Here is a 14,162-nt window from a genome sequence, read left to right as displayed (position 1 = left end):
CAGGAACACCACGATCGCCGGAACGCCGACCTGGCGGGCCAGAAGGATGTGTTCGCGCGTCTGCGGCATCGGGCCGTCAGCGGCCGAGCACACCAAGATCGCGCCGTCCATCTGGGCAGCACCGGTGATCATGTTCTTGACGTAGTCGGCGTGGCCGGGGCAGTCGACGTGCGCGTAGTGGCGGGCCGGCGTCTCATACTCGACGTGTGCCGTCGAAATGGTGATGCCACGAGCCTTTTCTTCCGGAGCCGCGTCGATCTGGTCGTACGCCTTGAACTCACCGAAGTACTTCGTGATCGCTGCCGTCAGAGACGTCTTGCCGTGGTCAACGTGGCCGATCGTGCCGATGTTGACGTGCGGCTTGTTGCGCTCAAACTTACTCTTTGCCATTTGAATGCTTCCTGTGAACGAAATGGTGGGCCCCGGCGAACCGGTTTAGTGCCGCCGTTTAAGGCTTTCGGCGACATTGCGCAAGACTTAATTGCAGACGCCATTCTTGGCCTGACAGCGCATATGGGAGACAATTCGCCGCCTGCAAGGCGATTCGCCGAAGTGCCCTCGAAAATCCCTGAAATCTCAGAGAAAATCGCATGGACGACTGGGGGACGAAGCTCAGACGGTCGGCGCCGACCGCCCCTCGCCCGTCAGGCGATGGCCGCCATCGTGGAATTCACCGCCAGCGCGGAAACATCCAAAAACTACCGCGGCGGCGGTCGTATGAACTGGCTTCAGGGAAACTGGAGCGGGTAGCGGGAATCGAACCCGCGTATTCAGCTTGGAAGGCTGCTGCTCTACCATTGAGCTATACCCGCGGGGCGGTCCGATCCGATGACGAATGGTGGAGAGAGTTGGATTTGAACCAACGTAGGCTGAGCCAACGGATTTACAGTCCGTCCCCTTTAACCACTCGGGCATCTCTCCAGTTTTCGTCCGGATCGCTAGACCAAGTTCGTCAGACTTCGAAGCGTTGCCGCCCGTCGTCTGCGCCGCGTATATGACCGGAGCATTTCAGTCTGTCAACACGATGACAACGGAAAAAACACGAAAAATTTCATTCGCCGCCGAAAGCCGGCATATGAAAGAAAGCCTATGCGGCGGCGAGCGCCATAGCTATAAAGCCGCATGAGCAAAGACAACAAATCCGGCGGCAAGTCCGCGACAGACCCATCCGCCAAGGATACGCATTACGCCAATCTGCGGCGCGCCCACCGGGACGCCAAGCGCGAACGCGGCGAGATTCCGACACCTCAGCCGCAGAAGCGCAGGCGCGGGGCCGAGGACTGGAAGCCGCCGGCTCTTGCCCCCGATCAGGTGCATCTTTACGGCCTGCATACGGTGCGCGCCGCCCTCGACAATCCCGAGCGCAAGAAGATCAAGCTGTTCGTGACGCAGAATGCGCTGGCGCGGCTCGAAGTCGACGTCGAAACGCTCGGCATTCCCTTCGAAATCGTCTCGCCGCAGGAGATCGATAAGGTGCTCGGCCCGGAAGCGATCCATCAGGGCGTCATGCTGGAAACACGGCCGCTTCCGGTACGCCGACTCGAAGCGCTGAAGGACAGCCCTCTCCTGCTCGTCCTCGATCAGGTGACCGATCCGCACAATGTCGGCGCGATCATGCGTTCAGCCGTCGCCTTCAATGCCGGCGCCGTTATCACCACCCAGAGACATAGCCCGACCGAGTCAGGCGTGCTCGCCAAGTCCGCCTCCGGCGCGCTGGAGCTGATACCTTATATACAGGTCACCAATCTCGCGGATGCGCTCGGCGAATTGCACAAGCTCGGTTTCTCCACCATCGGCCTTGATTCGGAAGGGCCGGCGCCGCTCGAAGGCACCTTCTCTGGCGAGAAGGTGGCGCTGGTGCTCGGCTCCGAAGGCAAGGGACTTCGGCAGAAGACGCGGGAAACTGTCAACGCACTTGCCCGCCTCGATATGCCGGGCGCGATCAAATCGCTCAACGTCTCGAATGCCGCAGCGATCGCGCTTTATGCGGCGCGTCTCCACCTGAAGGCATAGGCTGGCCTGCTCGGACGCCGCGCTCCTGCTCAGCTCGGCGTCTGGCAGCTGGCAGGTCCGTCCAGCGGTCGGCGCAGTGTATCGCCCGCCACATAGGCCACCTCGACGGGATAGACGATCACGCTCGGCAGCTTCTCGATTTCACCAGCGTGGCCGGGGCTGCGTTTGATTTCCGCCTTGTAGGCTGAGGCACAATCCGGCAGCTGCTTCAGCGGCAGCCCAGTGTCGGCGGCGATCGCCTTTGCGCAGGCAGCACCATCGAGATAGAGCGAGCAGGACGCCGTGTAGACGCGGCGGAAGTCGAGGGTCAGCTCCCCCTTCCCGCTCCTTATCGCGGCAAAATTGTCGCCCTCAAACGAATCGTCGAGTAGCCGCTCGCCCGTCGCCGCATCGTAGACGACGAAAGGCAGTCCGCCGTTCCACCCGTCCGCTGCCCGGAAGAAGACGAAACCGCCGCTGACGCCCATGAGATAACCGGCTATATCGTCCTCGATCACCCGCTCGCGTTCGTCGGCGCGCTCACAGGGCGCATCGGCGGCAAGCAGCGCCAGCTTTTCGGCTCCGACCTCGCCGAGATCGACTTCCTTGACCATGAAGGCGGGATAACGGCTGCAGGTGATCTTCGGCTTTGCATCAGGATTGAGTTCGTCCTTCGGCAGCGCGACGACGTCCACTTTTATCGGCCTGTCGAACGGTGCCGGGCTTTCGGACGCTCCGGCCAAGGAAATCAGTGCCGCAAGGATAGTCGATGTCTTGATCGTCCGCTTCATCACAGTCCGCCTCTGAAATGCTTCGGTATCTCTGACATGGTTCGATCCGGCGCGACAGATGGGAAACGGATGCCGGCAAGACCCGTGCAACGCCTGGCCGATGCCGGAGAAATCCACTTTTGCCTTGGAAAGACCTTCCGGAACACTATGATCGGGCGATGACCGGTTGGCGCGACCGGTCAGAAGCAAGAAGGAACGATTCCCATCATGGCCATTCGACCGCTGATTTTCGGTATCCTCTTCGTCGCGGTCTTCGTCGTGATTATTCTCAGCATCATCTGGGTGGACACCTCGCATCCCATCCACCAGCCCGATCCCCTGTCGCCGACGGCGCCCGGCCCCGCGACGCCGGGACCGGTGCAATAATCCCGGCCGGAACGCGGAGGGCGCTTACGCGTTAATCCCGGAATCGAACGAGGATTGAACGCTCATGCGCATAATGATCGCCGTCGTCGCCTTCATGGTCGTCTCCGTGCTCAGCATCGCGATGATGTCGCCATCGGGCGCCGGAGAGACCGGCAATGGCGACAGGATCGAGGCGAACGTCAATGAACCTATCGCGCATTAAAATAAAGGCCCGAATGATCCGGGCCTTTATCTTCAGCTGCGGTAGAGCCAGAAAGGCATGCCGCGATCACGATCGCGCCACTCGCGGCGTTCCTGCCAACGCTCGGCACGCCACCGCCGCCAATGACGGCGATCATCGCGCCAATCGGAGCGGCGCCAATCGCGCTCGTCGCGCCAGCCACGGTCGTCACGCCAGCCACGGTCGTCACCATCGTCACGGTCGCGATCACGTCGCCAGCCATCACGAATTTGAACGATATCGCCCTGTGCCGACACTGCCGGCCGCTCGACTGGCATGGCGGCCGCCGGTGCGACGGACGCGAAAGCCCCACCGACTGAAATGGTTGCGGCGAGAAAGAGATGTGCGAGCCTCATGGCTGTTTCCTCATTGATGATGAGGCGAAGATAGTCGGGCGCGGCTGAATTGGCGCTGAAGCAGCCCTTCACGCGCGGTTCATCGAGCGATGCGGGCTATTAAAAAAATCTGCTGGGTGCGATCGAACAAAGCAGCGTCGAACCGAGGTTATGGCCTGCGAAGGCGGCGCCTTCGCTTAGCAGCTTTCTTCAGCTCGCCGAGCCGAAGCTCACAGAGCGTAGGCTGGTGCCCCCGCCAGGGTTCGAACCCGGGACCCCCTGATTACAAATTTTGTTCATGGCATTTTCAACAACCCTCGAAATCCAACCTTTTCACCCGTGTCCACAGCTACAACAACTGGAAATTAAGGAAAGTTTGTTGACATAATCAGAAGACAGTGGAAGACAGTGGACGCTGAAGTGTCATCAAGTTGACGGACACAGTGCGGACACGGGACCAAATGAATATGTCTCAAAGGCTGACTGACAAGGATGTGAAGGACATTGCCCCTCCTTTGAGCGGCAACAAAGTTCACTATGACAGCGAAGTTAAGGGGTTTGGCATCCGTGTAACCGCAGCGGGCGCGCGCTCTTTCATCTTCAATTACCGAGTTGGAAAACGGGAACGCCGGATTACGATCGGGTCGTTCGACATCTGGAAAACGACGGCGGCGCGCGATGAGGCCGCGCGGTTAAAGCGAATGGTGGACGGCGGACGTGACCCACTTGGGGAGAAGGAGGCTCGACGCGAGGCCGTAACCGTCAATGATCTTTGCGATACATTCATTGCAGAACACCTGCCCAAGAAGCGCGATGCCACCGCTCGTGACTATCGCCACATCATCGACAACTATATCCGCCCTGCGTTGAAGCATCGCCCCGTCGCCGATGTTGAATATGCGGATGCGGTAGCGGTTCACAGGAAGGTCACGAAACAGGGTAAGGCGACGACTGCCAATCGGACCATGGCGGTAATGTCGAAGATGTTCAGCGAGGCTGTGAAACTTGGATGGGCGAGTGCGAACCCTACAAAGGGTGTTGAGAAAAACGACGAAACAAAGCGCGAGCGGTTTCTCGATGCAAAGGAGCTTGATCGTCTTCTTGAAGCGCTGGACAGCCTTGCTGACAAGCAAGCTGCAAATATCTTCCGGCTAATATTGCTGACAGGTGCGCGGAAAACAGAAGTCCTTGCCGCCACGTGGGCCATGTTTGATTTGTCGGATGGAACGTGGACCAAGCCGTCCCACCACACGAAACAGAAGAAGACACATAAGGTGCCGCTGTCGGCTCCGGCGCGGCAACTATTATCGGAGCTTTACAAGGCGTCGGGAGACGAAAGAGGAGAGTACGTCTTCCCCTCACATTTCGCCTCTACAAAAGCGGATGTGAAGGAACATCGCGGCTATCGATCGAACGTCAAAACTCAGTGGGCGGCGGTGCTCAAAGCAGCCAACCTGCCTAACCTGCACATACACGACCTCCGCCACAGCTACGCATCGTTCCTTGTTGCGGAGGGTATGTCGCTACCGCTGATCGGTCGATTGCTCGGACATACGCAGGCCGCAACGACGCACCGCTATGCACATATTGACGTCGATCCTCTTCGCAAGGCGACGGAACATGTCGGTAACATCGTCAATGCTCGGAAGCTGAAAGTCGTCGGAGACTAGGATAGCGCCTTATGAGTTGTCTTTAGGCCCGCCCGGTTCGCTCGGCGGGCTTTTTCAACTTTTTTTGAGAAAAATGCGGTGCGGGTTGAAAATATGCCTAACCTATTGCAACCATTAGGGTTGACAAGCGACAACACCAGAAAAGTGAAATGGCTTATAAACGCTTTCTCTGTTTACAACCCGTTTCGTTGCCACCTGTCAACAAAAGCAAGCAATTACAATCACTTGAAATAGACTGACAGCATTGTTACTTCCTTGGACAAGGGACGACATAGGGTCGACCTCAGCAACCTAGGAATGAAATATCAAATGCTGAATCTTCTAGAAGACTATGCCGATCGCGAACAAGCGGCACGGGCTCTAAATATTACTACACGCACCCTCGATCGATGGACGGATGTTCCGGGCGGCATTCCTTCTACGCGTATCGGCCACCGTGTGTACTTCCGAAAAGGGGCGTTGCAAACGTGGATCATGGCGCAAGAACGCCAATTGCCGACTCCGCGCCGGAGTGCCGCGCGATGATCAAGCTGACGGACTTTACCGGTCATTACCGCACCTTCATCTACGTGAACGTCGATCACATCCACTTCGTTTTTGGGAACTCGGAGAAGACAACGATCCGGATCAACGGTCCAGAGCATGGCAACGAAGAAAACTACATCTTTGTAAGGGAAGACGCGGAGACCGTGGTCAAGATGATCAACGAAGCGAGACGCGCTCGGTGAAGCTATCGAGACAAAAAAATCGCGACAAATCAGAAAGAAAACCCGCTTCGACTTGAAGCGTCGGAAGCGGGTCAATCACTCACATCAATCAGGAATGCTTTCAAATGCGAAGTAATGTCGATCCCTCGGCTATTCAAGCCCACCCGGCTCCACGGGCCGTCAAGCTATTCGAAATCGCCGCCCCTATCCACGACGCACCCGACTCTGTTCGGATAATCGAGTTCACCAACCCTAATACCGGCGAGCGTCTACCTGTTGCCCTTACGCTCCTTCGGGAGATTGAATCAGAGTCGCCGGTGGCACTGCATGTGACAATGCCAGCGACCGCAAAGGAACTGCGTCCCTACTGTTTCTTTCTCGGTGCCTGGACGAATACGTTCGCCGATCTTGGAGATACGACAACCTTCTTTGTTGAGCCGGGTGCGGACGTCGACCTGTTGATGTCTAACGAAGTCGCATATGCGGACGGCGAATGCACAGAAGAGAGCGCCCCGGCGCTGAACCCTGCATATTCGGCAGTTTGGACACGACGCGAGACGGGCGAAGCACTTTCGGACACCGTAATGCATCGCAGGAGGGACTCTGCCAATGGCTGATCTTCCCGGTGTCGGCAAGCCGCCTGAACCAATGCCAGTCGAAAGCCTCGTGGGTCAGTTTGTGTTTTGCCCGTCCAGCAACAAGCCGATCGTTCCCTACAACGCGCGTAGCCCCAACGACGCGATGACCGTGCAAAACTTCAAGCTGATGATCCAGAACAGGTTCAATACGGATTCCGGCAACATGCGCTCATTATACGAAGGGTGGCTTTCGAATGCCCACAAGATTGAAGGCATGGCACTACGCCCAGACTTGCCGGTCGGATACTTCAAGGACGATCGGGGCGGTTGGCACTTAAACACCTACCGCCCGCCCGCTCACGTCACGCGCGGTGACGGGCGTGCTGTCGACGTCTGGCGTCGCTTCATCCGCCATCTAATTCCCGGCGACGGAGAGAGAGTGTGGTTTCAAAAGTGGTTGGCGTTCAAACTGCAAAATCCCGCCGCTCGAATGGTTGCCGTCCTCTTTTTAGCAACGAACACGCAAGGCACCGGGCGCGGAACGCTGTTCAAGCTGATCGATAGGCTTTTCGGTGAGGACTACACCCGTACCATGAGCTTTGATCTTTTCGCCGGTTCAAGTTCTCAATCCGTTTTCAATGAATGGATGGAAGAGCTTCTTGTGGTCTGCGTCAACGAACTCTCGGCACAATCCGGACCGGGACGACACGTCAACAATCGGAACGTCTACACCCGGATAAAAGACATCATTGACCCGGCTGAAAGCTCGAAGAACGTCACCCGCAAGGGGGTCACGGGAATGAAGCGTCGCGTTTTCTATTCTACCATTCTCGCTACCAACGATCCGGACGCCATGTACATCGATCCGGACGATCGCCGAATTACCGTTATCGAAAACGGCGATAAGCTTCGACACGTGCCAGGGCTCGCCGATCAGATCAACGCAATCATCAACGATCCCTTGGCGGTCGGTGATATTCACGACTATCTGATGACGATGGACGTTTCAGCATTCGACGCCTTCAATCCTCTCGACACCGACGCCAAGGCGGCAATGGTGCAGACCCACGTCACCGATCTTGAAGAAGCGGTCATGGCGGTAATCGGTGGGTTTGAGGGCGATTGCTTCGTGGCTCAACAGGTCGTCAATTTGCTTCAGGGGAAAATTCATCCCGACAAACTGGTGGGAGTGCCAAGCGTAATCGGTCGGAAAGCGCATCCGGTTAAGACCGGTGATCGTCGTATCGAAGTGAAAGGCGTGGGCAAAACGTCAGTCTATGCAGCCACTAAGCAACTTGCGATTCACTGGAAAGACCGAAGTGCATCGGAGGTTAGGCGAGAAGCCGAAAAGAACGGGATGCTGTCAATGTCTGTTATGCCGCCTGACCTCCTGTCATCCTTGCCAAGGCCGCCCCTTTCCTAGGTCGATGGAGGTGGGGTGGTCAAGATCCCCTCGCCCCAGCTAACTCCCCTTGTTTTTATAGGCAGGGGGTCCGATTTAAGTCTCTGTGAAATAAGGGGTTCTTTCCATTTTCACCCCTTTACCCCTTCTAGATATATTAATCAGCAGAATCTAATAAATGTAGGATATATGTCCAGTATTACGTGTTTTGTCGGCCCTATACAGAATATACTGGACATGGCGTGGGACAAGGGGGTTGGGGTACTTCGCCCGCTCGTGGCTTTGATCCCCACGTTTCGCCCGTTCTGAATTAGACATTTTAGCGAGCGGCGCTGTTTTGCACCGAACGTCTGTAAGAACCGGCTTCCCGACTTTTTTCACCAGTGCCGCCGCCTCCGTGATTATCCGTGCATCTGATACATTATCAGATTCGATATGCATATAAGTCATTGGTGTTGCTAGGCAATGGGATATTCTATGCATATCGTGTCCGCATAGTGTCAGTTAAGCGGGACGGAAAGCATGCAGAATCTACCCGGTGTTAGCGCCGTGATACCAAACGAAAAGCCCCCGAAACCATCGTCTAACGGTGCGGTTTTGCGTCTCGTTACGATTGATAGTCTCGACGGTCGCACGCAGGCCGCCAAGGAAGCCCGCTCCCTTCGATTTGCCATCATACGCGACTTGACGGGCGGCGACGATGAAACGGCACTGTCCGCACTGAAGCTCGCCCTTGTCGACGCTGTGGCAATTGCTACCGTGATCATCAACGACGCCAACGTTCGATGGCTCAAAGGCGAACCCGTCAGCCTTACTGAAATCACGACACTATCAAACGCCCGTCGTCGGGACGCCCAATTGCTCGGATTGGAACGGCTCGCGAAGGACGTCACGGACCTAGATTGCTACATCGCCTCGCGAGGCACGGCATGACCGGACTCGTCAAGCGCGTATCGATCCGCGAAGCCCTTCACGAACCCCGATTGCTTGGTAAGTCTCTGCTCGGTGACAGTTGGAGGCCGTGGCGCATCCTTCTAATCGCGCTCATGGGTGAGGAACTGTCAGACGCCGAACGCGTGATCTATCACCAGTTCACCGGGCGACCACACGAACCCGGCTTCATCCCTGCGGAATTCTTCGCGGTGGCCGGGCGTCGATCGGGCAAGACTCGTGCAGCAGGAACGCTCGCCGGGTATGTTGCGACGTTGGTCGATCACAGTGCCTATCTCGCCGCGTCGGAACGGGCGACGATCCCGGTCATGGCCGCATCGACTGTTCAGGCGCAGAAGGCATTCCAAGCCTGTATGGTGCTTGAGGAGTCACCGATCCTGTCGAAGCAGATCGAAAGTTCGAATTCTGAAACGATCAGGCTCAAGACCCGATGCGATATTGAGGTTCGGCCCGGAAACCATAGAACCATAAGGGGCATTACCTCACCACTGGCTATTGCGGACGAAGTCGCGTTCTATTTCACGGATGGGCAGAACACCGACAGTCAAATTTTGGACGCTGTGCGACCGTCGCTTCAGTCGGGTAACCACGCCGGGCCGCTCGTGTGTATCTCGTCGCCATATGCGAAGCGCGGCGAACTCTACGACGCATTCAAGAACCATCATGGACCGAACGGTGACGCCCACGTGATCGTAGCGAAGGGTTCGTCGCTCGAATTCAACAGTACCATTGACCCCGGCACCATCGAACGCGCTTACAAGCGCAATCCGACCGTTGCGGATGCGGAGTACGGCGGCAATTTCCGATCTGACGTCACGAACCTGTTCACCTTGGAAGCCGTCGAAGCATCGATTGACGTCGGTGTGGTCGAACGTCCGCCGCGCGCAGGCATCCAATACTTCGCGCATGCTGACCCGGCTGGTGGCTCCGGTGCAGACGGATTCACCCTGGCTATCGGTCACCGTGAAAACAATGTCGCGGTGATCGATCTGCTTAGGGAGCGGAAAAGCCCGTACAATCCCGAAACCGTGGTGGCGGACTATGCCGACTTGTTGCGGCTATATCGGTGCCCAACGGTCGTCACGGACGCCTATGCTTCAGAGTGGAACCGTGCAGCATGGCGCAAAGCCGGTATCGAACCAAAATCCGCACCCATGACCGCGTCGGAGTTTTTCGGGGCGCTGGTGCCTGCCGTGAATTCTGGACAGGTCGCGTTGCTCGATGACGAGACGTTGAAGCAACAGCTTGTCGGGCTGGAACGCCGTTTGAGCCGTGGCGGACGGGAATTGATCAGCCACGCGCCGAATGCTCACGATGACGTGGCGAACAGCGTTGCGGGCGTCGTTGCGGCGATTTTAAAGCGTGATCATCATGCAAAGCCGATGCTCGCGGCACCGCAGCTAATCCCGCTGGTTGATTACTACTGAAGGCGTGTTGCCGGGTGTCAACTATAGACGGAGTAAATCCGCCGGGTCCACCCGTATGCAATGGGTCATCCGGCGGATATATTCATTGTCAGCGAAACAATGAAGGTAATTTACATGGCGAAAGCCGAAACGTCTACCGTCGACCCCCGCGTTAAGCTTGCAGAGCTTGAACGGTTCGTCGCTTCCGAAAAGGAAAGGCTTCTGCCTGCCGTAGCGGCTCTTGAAACTGCCGAGCGCGCCAAGGCCGAAAAAGCTGAAGCTGAAAAGCTTGAAGTGCTTCGCTCTGAAGCCGTCGAATCCGCCGAATATTTGGTCAAGCTCGCTGCACGAATTGATGCTGCCATGAAGGCGCTTGCCGATCTGCTTCAGGAACGTGACGAAGCCGGCGCAGAGTTTACCCGCCAGTACGATCGAAAGGTCGTTTTTGTGGGACACACCTTCGCGCATCCCGGTTTGGTCGACAGTGCCTTGCACCATGCCGGAATTGGCCGGTTCGCGCACATCCGGAGCCGGGGCGCGCAGTCACTGGAATATGTCGATCGTCAGCGCCTAAACGGTCTGGTGAAGCCCGGTGCCTGATATGAAATCGCCTGAACGCAAGATCATTCGCCATTTGCGTATCAACGAGGTGTCGGCGGTCGATCACCCGGCACAAACCGGTGCAGTTGTCACAATAATGAAATCCGCTGGACCGGGGGCGTCGCCACCGGTGACTTTCATGCCGACCGCTGAAACCGAAACGATCCTTCAGAAAATCCTCGCTGCTATTCACGGCGAGACAATCCAGAAATCCAATGAGGAATACGTACCGATGAGCAATCAAACACACTACGAGCGACTGACGAAGGCCTATGCCGATCGTCACGGTGTCAGCATCACCAAGGCCGCTGCAAAGCTGATGGAAGACGACCGCGAAGCTGTGGCCGAAGCTTATGAAAAGGACGAGGCCGAAGCGGTTGCACGTCGCTTCGCGGAAGCATCCCGTCAGTAACCGGTAGTACGCACTGGTCGAGGACCAAGGGCGTTTCCTTTGCCGTCCTTCGATGTCGACCAGCGTTTTAGCAAGCTGTGAAAGGTCCGCACGGCTTGCTCTTTCTCTTTGATGGCGCGTTCGTTCCTTGGCGCGCCATCAGGCGGCGGGTTTCCCGAACAGTTCCCGCCGCTACCAATCATCGCCGCGATCTGAGCGTTTCGACCGTCGCCGCGATTGATCCGCCCGAAGATGAACCTACAGCGTCTTCGGGCGGTGCCGTTTTCAGCTTATGAGAGTCAGAATGCCGAAAAGACAACGTGCAGAAGATCAGATTTCCCCGGCGCAACGGCGAAAGCTTTTTGAGCTTTGGGACACGGGTTATGAACTGGTCGACCTTTGCCAACGATTTGGTATCGGCGAGGACACCGGGCAATCGATTGTCGCGGAAGAGAATGCGCGACGGCGCGGTGCGGCGAGGGTGCGGCAGACAATTGCGGAATCTTATCGCGCTTGGCTTCGCGACGAAGTGATCAGGCAGATCGGCTAGATCAGCCCCTTGATACCCGTTGCACTCGTGCCCGTCAGATTGATCTGGAGAATCTTGCCCGTGTACTGGCTGCCGGGCATGCAACCCGAATAGATACCCGAAGAACCGTCCGCCATAAGAACCGAGACGTTCCCCGCCACCGTGACCATGAAAGCACGGATCGGTTTGGCAAGCTTGACCGTGTCGGAAGGGGTTACGGAAACGATCCCCTGCGGAACGTGCGCTTCCTTTTGACTCTTAAGCTGTTCGGCAAGAATGCCCATGCTGTTGTGATCCTCAAGTTTCACTGACTTGGGACGATTTTACTGATGATCACGGGTATTGAATATTGCCGTGAGAGGTTGTGGCACTGGCAATTTGCACATGTAGTCATTAGCTTCGTGCCACATCCACAAGTTTTGATCCTGAAAGTTGATCTATGTCCGTCGAGAGTGCGAAGGCAGCAATCAAGGATTTCCTCGCTTCTCCAAAACCCGAAGTTTTGTGCATTCGAGGCCATTGGGGCACGGGAAAAACGCACAATTGGAAAGCGATAGCGCGTGCGCAGCGCGACATCCCAAACGGTGTCGCGCTCAAGGAGTATGCTTACACCTCGTTATTTGGTTTAAATTCCATCGGCGAACTTAAGGCTCAAATTCTTCAGAACACGGTTGTCAGGGCGCGAATCGGCGACATTACGAGCTTTGCGACGATGAATGACGCCATTGGGTCTACCGAGCGAGGCGCTAAGAAAGCGATATTGACCGCGATGCAAGGGCTTTTTGGAAGCCGCACAGAAACAATTGTTTCCGCCCTTGGCCTGCTTACGAGCAGTCAGATCATCTGCATCGACGACCTTGAGCGAAAAGGTTCGAAGCTTAGCAGTGGCGACGTGCTCGGGTTTATCTCTTATTTGAGACAAGAACGAGAATGTAAGATCGCGCTGCTCCTAAATGACGAGGCGCTGGAAGGCCCCGACAAACAACAGTTCACCGCTTATCTGGAGAAGGTCGTGGACCGCAATGTCCTGTTCGCTCCAACGCCACAAGAAAGCGCCAGCATTGCGATCACCGGCGACGATGAGATAAGTCAGTTGGTCCGGGAACGATCCGCTGAGCTTGGCATCGACAATATCCGCGTGATCGAAAAGATTCATCACGCGGTAATGCAGATTGTGCCTCTCCTCGCCGCCTACAAAGCTGACGTATTGAGAAACGTAGTGGCATCGATTGTCCTGTTTGGTTGGATGAATCATCAACCTGAAATCGCTCCGACTCTCGATTTCCTCAAACGGCATTCGCGCCTCGCCGTGAGCGACGCTGAAAATGCATTGTCGCCGGCGGAGATGAAATGGGCTGTTCGTCTGGACGGGTATGGATTCACCCACGTTGATGACTTGGATCTCGCGCTGATGGGCGGAATCGCAGACGGGTACTTCACTCAGGAGCGGATAGACCTACACGCATCCGAACTCAACAACAGGGTTCTTCAACAAGAAGCAACCGCCCGCTTTCAAAGTGCCTGGGGGCGGTTGCATTATTCGTTCAGGTCGGGCGAAGAAGTTGTCGTTGAGATAGCCCGAACTCTTAAAGATGAGGCTGCCTTTTTATCTGCCGAACATCTCCACGGTGTGGTGTCGCTCCTTAGGAGCTTTCAAATGGACGATCTGGTGTCAGGTGTGATCGACGCCTACATATCAGCCAACGACGGAGCCAAGGGTGCCTTTGATACAACCCGTATCTTCCTCCGGGATGAAGCTTTGGATGAGGAAGTCGAAAAACGGCTCGATCAAGCTCGTCTGGCGACGAAGGAGCCTCGGCATATTGATCAGATATTCCTGCAACTTAATGATCAAGGCTTTAGCGACGAGACGTTATCAGCGCTTAGTTCGGCCCCGGTTGAGGAATATGTGCGGATCTTCAAAGCCTATGAAAGCGATGAACTCCGCACAATTTTGATCGGCGTCTTCCAATATTCGCGCGTTGCCAATGCCAGCGAGCCAATGAAGGCGATTCTTGGCAAGGCACGCGACGCGCTTACTATGCTGGCTCAAGAATCTAGGATTAACGAGCATCGAGCCAAGGCGTGGGGAGTCACAATCCCAAAAACCGCTGACTTTTAGGCTTGAAACCCACAAATCGCGCGGACACTGCGCGGACATGAAATCGGCGGCGCGCCATCGCCGCAAAGCGAACGCACAATAAGATATTGAATTTATGAAGAG

At 56.3% G+C, this 14,162-nt stretch carries 17 protein-coding genes and 2 tRNA genes; 13 read left to right on the top strand and 6 right to left on the bottom strand.

The genetic code is table 11. From position 1 onward, the window contains the following. The 3 genes from FHT75_RS22900 to FHT75_RS22890 all read right to left on the bottom strand — a co-directional run. A partial coding sequence (locus tag FHT75_RS22900; protein ID WP_183845197.1) for a GTP-binding protein occupies positions 1 to 390 on the bottom strand: 390 nt, incomplete at its 3' end. Between the two features lie 348 nt (positions 391 to 738). After that, a tRNA-Gly gene (locus tag FHT75_RS22895) sits at positions 739 to 812 on the bottom strand. 24 nt (positions 813 to 836) lie between these two features. Next, positions 837 to 921, bottom strand: a tRNA-Tyr gene (locus tag FHT75_RS22890). 201 nt (positions 922 to 1,122) lie between these two features. On the opposite strand from FHT75_RS22890, the gene rlmB reads away from it, so the two are divergent. Next, positions 1,123 to 2,013: a 23S rRNA (guanosine(2251)-2'-O)-methyltransferase RlmB gene (rlmB, locus tag FHT75_RS22885; protein ID WP_047616594.1), complete on the top strand. Its 891-nt coding sequence runs from the start codon at positions 1,123 to 1,125 to the stop codon at positions 2,011 to 2,013. Positions 2,014 to 2,042: 29 nt separating this feature from the next. Here the strand turns inward: rlmB and FHT75_RS22880 are convergent, their stop codons facing one another. Then, the gene (locus FHT75_RS22880) at positions 2,043 to 2,783 is read right to left on the bottom strand and encodes a hypothetical protein (RefSeq protein ID WP_063474328.1); all 741 of its coding nucleotides are present in this window, start codon (positions 2,781 to 2,783) and stop codon (positions 2,043 to 2,045) included. Positions 2,784 to 2,990: 207 nt separating this feature from the next. Here FHT75_RS22880 and FHT75_RS22875 point away from each other — a divergent pair, with 207 nt between their 5' ends. Both FHT75_RS22875 and FHT75_RS22870 read left to right on the top strand, forming a co-directional pair. Further along, on the top strand, positions 2,991 to 3,149 hold the full coding sequence (locus FHT75_RS22875) for a hypothetical protein (RefSeq protein ID WP_164735933.1): 159 nt from the start codon (positions 2,991 to 2,993) through the stop codon (positions 3,147 to 3,149). Positions 3,150 to 3,213: 64 nt separating this feature from the next. Next, a complete protein-coding gene (locus tag FHT75_RS22870) occupies positions 3,214 to 3,351 on the top strand; it encodes a hypothetical protein (RefSeq protein WP_183845198.1) in 138 nt (45 codons plus the stop codon). Positions 3,352 to 3,383: 32 nt separating this feature from the next. On the opposite strand, the gene FHT75_RS22865 is transcribed toward FHT75_RS22870, so the two are convergent. Then, positions 3,384 to 3,797, bottom strand: a complete 414-nt coding sequence (locus FHT75_RS22865; protein WP_174824454.1) for a hypothetical protein — start codon at positions 3,795 to 3,797, stop codon at positions 3,384 to 3,386. 368 nt (positions 3,798 to 4,165) lie between these two features. Between FHT75_RS22865 and FHT75_RS22860 the strand changes: the two genes are divergently transcribed. The 9 genes from FHT75_RS22860 (at position 4,166) to FHT75_RS22815 (ending at position 11,959) form a co-directional block, all read left to right on the top strand. Beyond that, the gene (locus FHT75_RS22860) at positions 4,166 to 5,374 is read left to right on the top strand and encodes a tyrosine-type recombinase/integrase (RefSeq protein ID WP_246712957.1); all 1,209 of its coding nucleotides are present in this window, start codon (positions 4,166 to 4,168) and stop codon (positions 5,372 to 5,374) included. 521 nt (positions 5,375 to 5,895) lie between these two features. Continuing rightward, on the top strand, positions 5,896 to 6,102 hold the full coding sequence (locus tag FHT75_RS22850) for a hypothetical protein (protein ID WP_183845199.1): 207 nt from the start codon (positions 5,896 to 5,898) through the stop codon (positions 6,100 to 6,102). A gap of 104 nt (positions 6,103 to 6,206) precedes the next feature. Next, a complete protein-coding gene (locus FHT75_RS22845; RefSeq protein ID WP_183845200.1) occupies positions 6,207 to 6,698 on the top strand; it encodes a hypothetical protein in 492 nt (163 codons plus the stop codon). Then, positions 6,691 to 8,082, top strand: coding sequence for a primase-helicase family protein (locus tag FHT75_RS22840; RefSeq protein ID WP_183845201.1), 1,392 nt, complete (start codon positions 6,691 to 6,693; stop codon positions 8,080 to 8,082). The genes FHT75_RS22845 and FHT75_RS22840 overlap by 8 nt, the downstream gene beginning before the upstream one ends. A 501-nt stretch (positions 8,083 to 8,583) precedes the next feature. Then, positions 8,584 to 8,994, top strand: coding sequence for a hypothetical protein (locus tag FHT75_RS22835; RefSeq protein ID WP_183845202.1), 411 nt, complete (start codon positions 8,584 to 8,586; stop codon positions 8,992 to 8,994). Beyond that, the gene (locus FHT75_RS22830) at positions 8,991 to 10,439 is read left to right on the top strand and encodes a hypothetical protein (protein ID WP_246712958.1); all 1,449 of its coding nucleotides are present in this window, start codon (positions 8,991 to 8,993) and stop codon (positions 10,437 to 10,439) included. The genes FHT75_RS22835 and FHT75_RS22830 overlap by 4 nt, the downstream gene beginning before the upstream one ends. 114 nt (positions 10,440 to 10,553) lie before the next feature. Next, positions 10,554 to 11,018 carry a hypothetical protein gene (locus FHT75_RS22825; protein WP_183845203.1) on the top strand — a complete coding sequence of 155 codons (465 nt, stop codon included), beginning with the start codon at positions 10,554 to 10,556 and terminating at the stop codon, positions 11,016 to 11,018. Position 11,019: 1 nt separating this feature from the next. Next, on the top strand, positions 11,020 to 11,430 hold the full coding sequence (locus FHT75_RS22820) for a hypothetical protein (RefSeq protein ID WP_183845204.1): 411 nt from the start codon (positions 11,020 to 11,022) through the stop codon (positions 11,428 to 11,430). 283 nt (positions 11,431 to 11,713) lie between these two features. Next, positions 11,714 to 11,959 carry a hypothetical protein gene (locus FHT75_RS22815; protein ID WP_183845205.1) on the top strand — a complete coding sequence of 82 codons (246 nt, stop codon included), beginning with the start codon at positions 11,714 to 11,716 and terminating at the stop codon, positions 11,957 to 11,959. On the opposite strand, the gene FHT75_RS22810 is transcribed toward FHT75_RS22815, so the two are convergent. After that, complete coding sequence (locus FHT75_RS22810) at positions 11,956 to 12,222, bottom strand: hypothetical protein (RefSeq protein ID WP_183845206.1); 267 nt, start codon at positions 12,220 to 12,222, stop codon at positions 11,956 to 11,958. The genes FHT75_RS22815 and FHT75_RS22810 overlap by 4 nt on opposite strands. Positions 12,223 to 12,377: 155 nt before the next feature. Here FHT75_RS22810 and FHT75_RS22805 point away from each other — a divergent pair, with 155 nt between their 5' ends. Then, complete coding sequence (locus FHT75_RS22805) at positions 12,378 to 14,060, top strand: hypothetical protein (RefSeq protein ID WP_183845207.1); 1,683 nt, start codon at positions 12,378 to 12,380, stop codon at positions 14,058 to 14,060. The last annotated feature ends 102 nt before the right edge of the window (positions 14,061 to 14,162 follow it).

This window comes from Rhizobium sp. BK112, assembly GCF_014193215.1.
Taxonomy (GTDB): Bacteria; Pseudomonadota; Alphaproteobacteria; order Rhizobiales; family Rhizobiaceae; genus Rhizobium; species Rhizobium anhuiense.
The sequence above is the reverse complement of the archived record's forward strand: the minus strand, read 5'-3'. Positions and strand labels throughout refer to the sequence as shown.

Coding starts and splice junctions, on each gene's coding strand:
- rlmB (WP_047616594.1), top strand. CDS start 1,123: ATGAGCAAAGACAACAAATCCGGCGGCAAGTCCGCGACAGACCCATCC.
- FHT75_RS22880 (WP_063474328.1), bottom strand. CDS start 2,783: ATGAAGCGGACGATCAAGACATCGACTATCCTTGCGGCACTGATTTCC.
- FHT75_RS22875 (WP_164735933.1), top strand. CDS start 2,991: ATGGCCATTCGACCGCTGATTTTCGGTATCCTCTTCGTCGCGGTCTTC.
- FHT75_RS22870 (WP_183845198.1), top strand. CDS start 3,214: ATGCGCATAATGATCGCCGTCGTCGCCTTCATGGTCGTCTCCGTGCTC.
- FHT75_RS22860 (WP_246712957.1), top strand. CDS start 4,166: ATGAATATGTCTCAAAGGCTGACTGACAAGGATGTGAAGGACATTGCC.
- FHT75_RS22850 (WP_183845199.1), top strand. CDS start 5,896: ATGATCAAGCTGACGGACTTTACCGGTCATTACCGCACCTTCATCTAC.
- FHT75_RS22845 (WP_183845200.1), top strand. CDS start 6,207: ATGCGAAGTAATGTCGATCCCTCGGCTATTCAAGCCCACCCGGCTCCA.
- FHT75_RS22840 (WP_183845201.1), top strand. CDS start 6,691: ATGGCTGATCTTCCCGGTGTCGGCAAGCCGCCTGAACCAATGCCAGTC.
- FHT75_RS22835 (WP_183845202.1), top strand. CDS start 8,584: ATGCAGAATCTACCCGGTGTTAGCGCCGTGATACCAAACGAAAAGCCC.
- FHT75_RS22830 (WP_246712958.1), top strand. CDS start 8,991: ATGACCGGACTCGTCAAGCGCGTATCGATCCGCGAAGCCCTTCACGAA.
- FHT75_RS22825 (WP_183845203.1), top strand. CDS start 10,554: ATGGCGAAAGCCGAAACGTCTACCGTCGACCCCCGCGTTAAGCTTGCA.
- FHT75_RS22820 (WP_183845204.1), top strand. CDS start 11,020: ATGAAATCGCCTGAACGCAAGATCATTCGCCATTTGCGTATCAACGAG.
- FHT75_RS22815 (WP_183845205.1), top strand. CDS start 11,714: ATGCCGAAAAGACAACGTGCAGAAGATCAGATTTCCCCGGCGCAACGG.
- FHT75_RS22810 (WP_183845206.1), bottom strand. CDS start 12,222: ATGGGCATTCTTGCCGAACAGCTTAAGAGTCAAAAGGAAGCGCACGTT.
- FHT75_RS22805 (WP_183845207.1), top strand. CDS start 12,378: ATGTCCGTCGAGAGTGCGAAGGCAGCAATCAAGGATTTCCTCGCTTCT.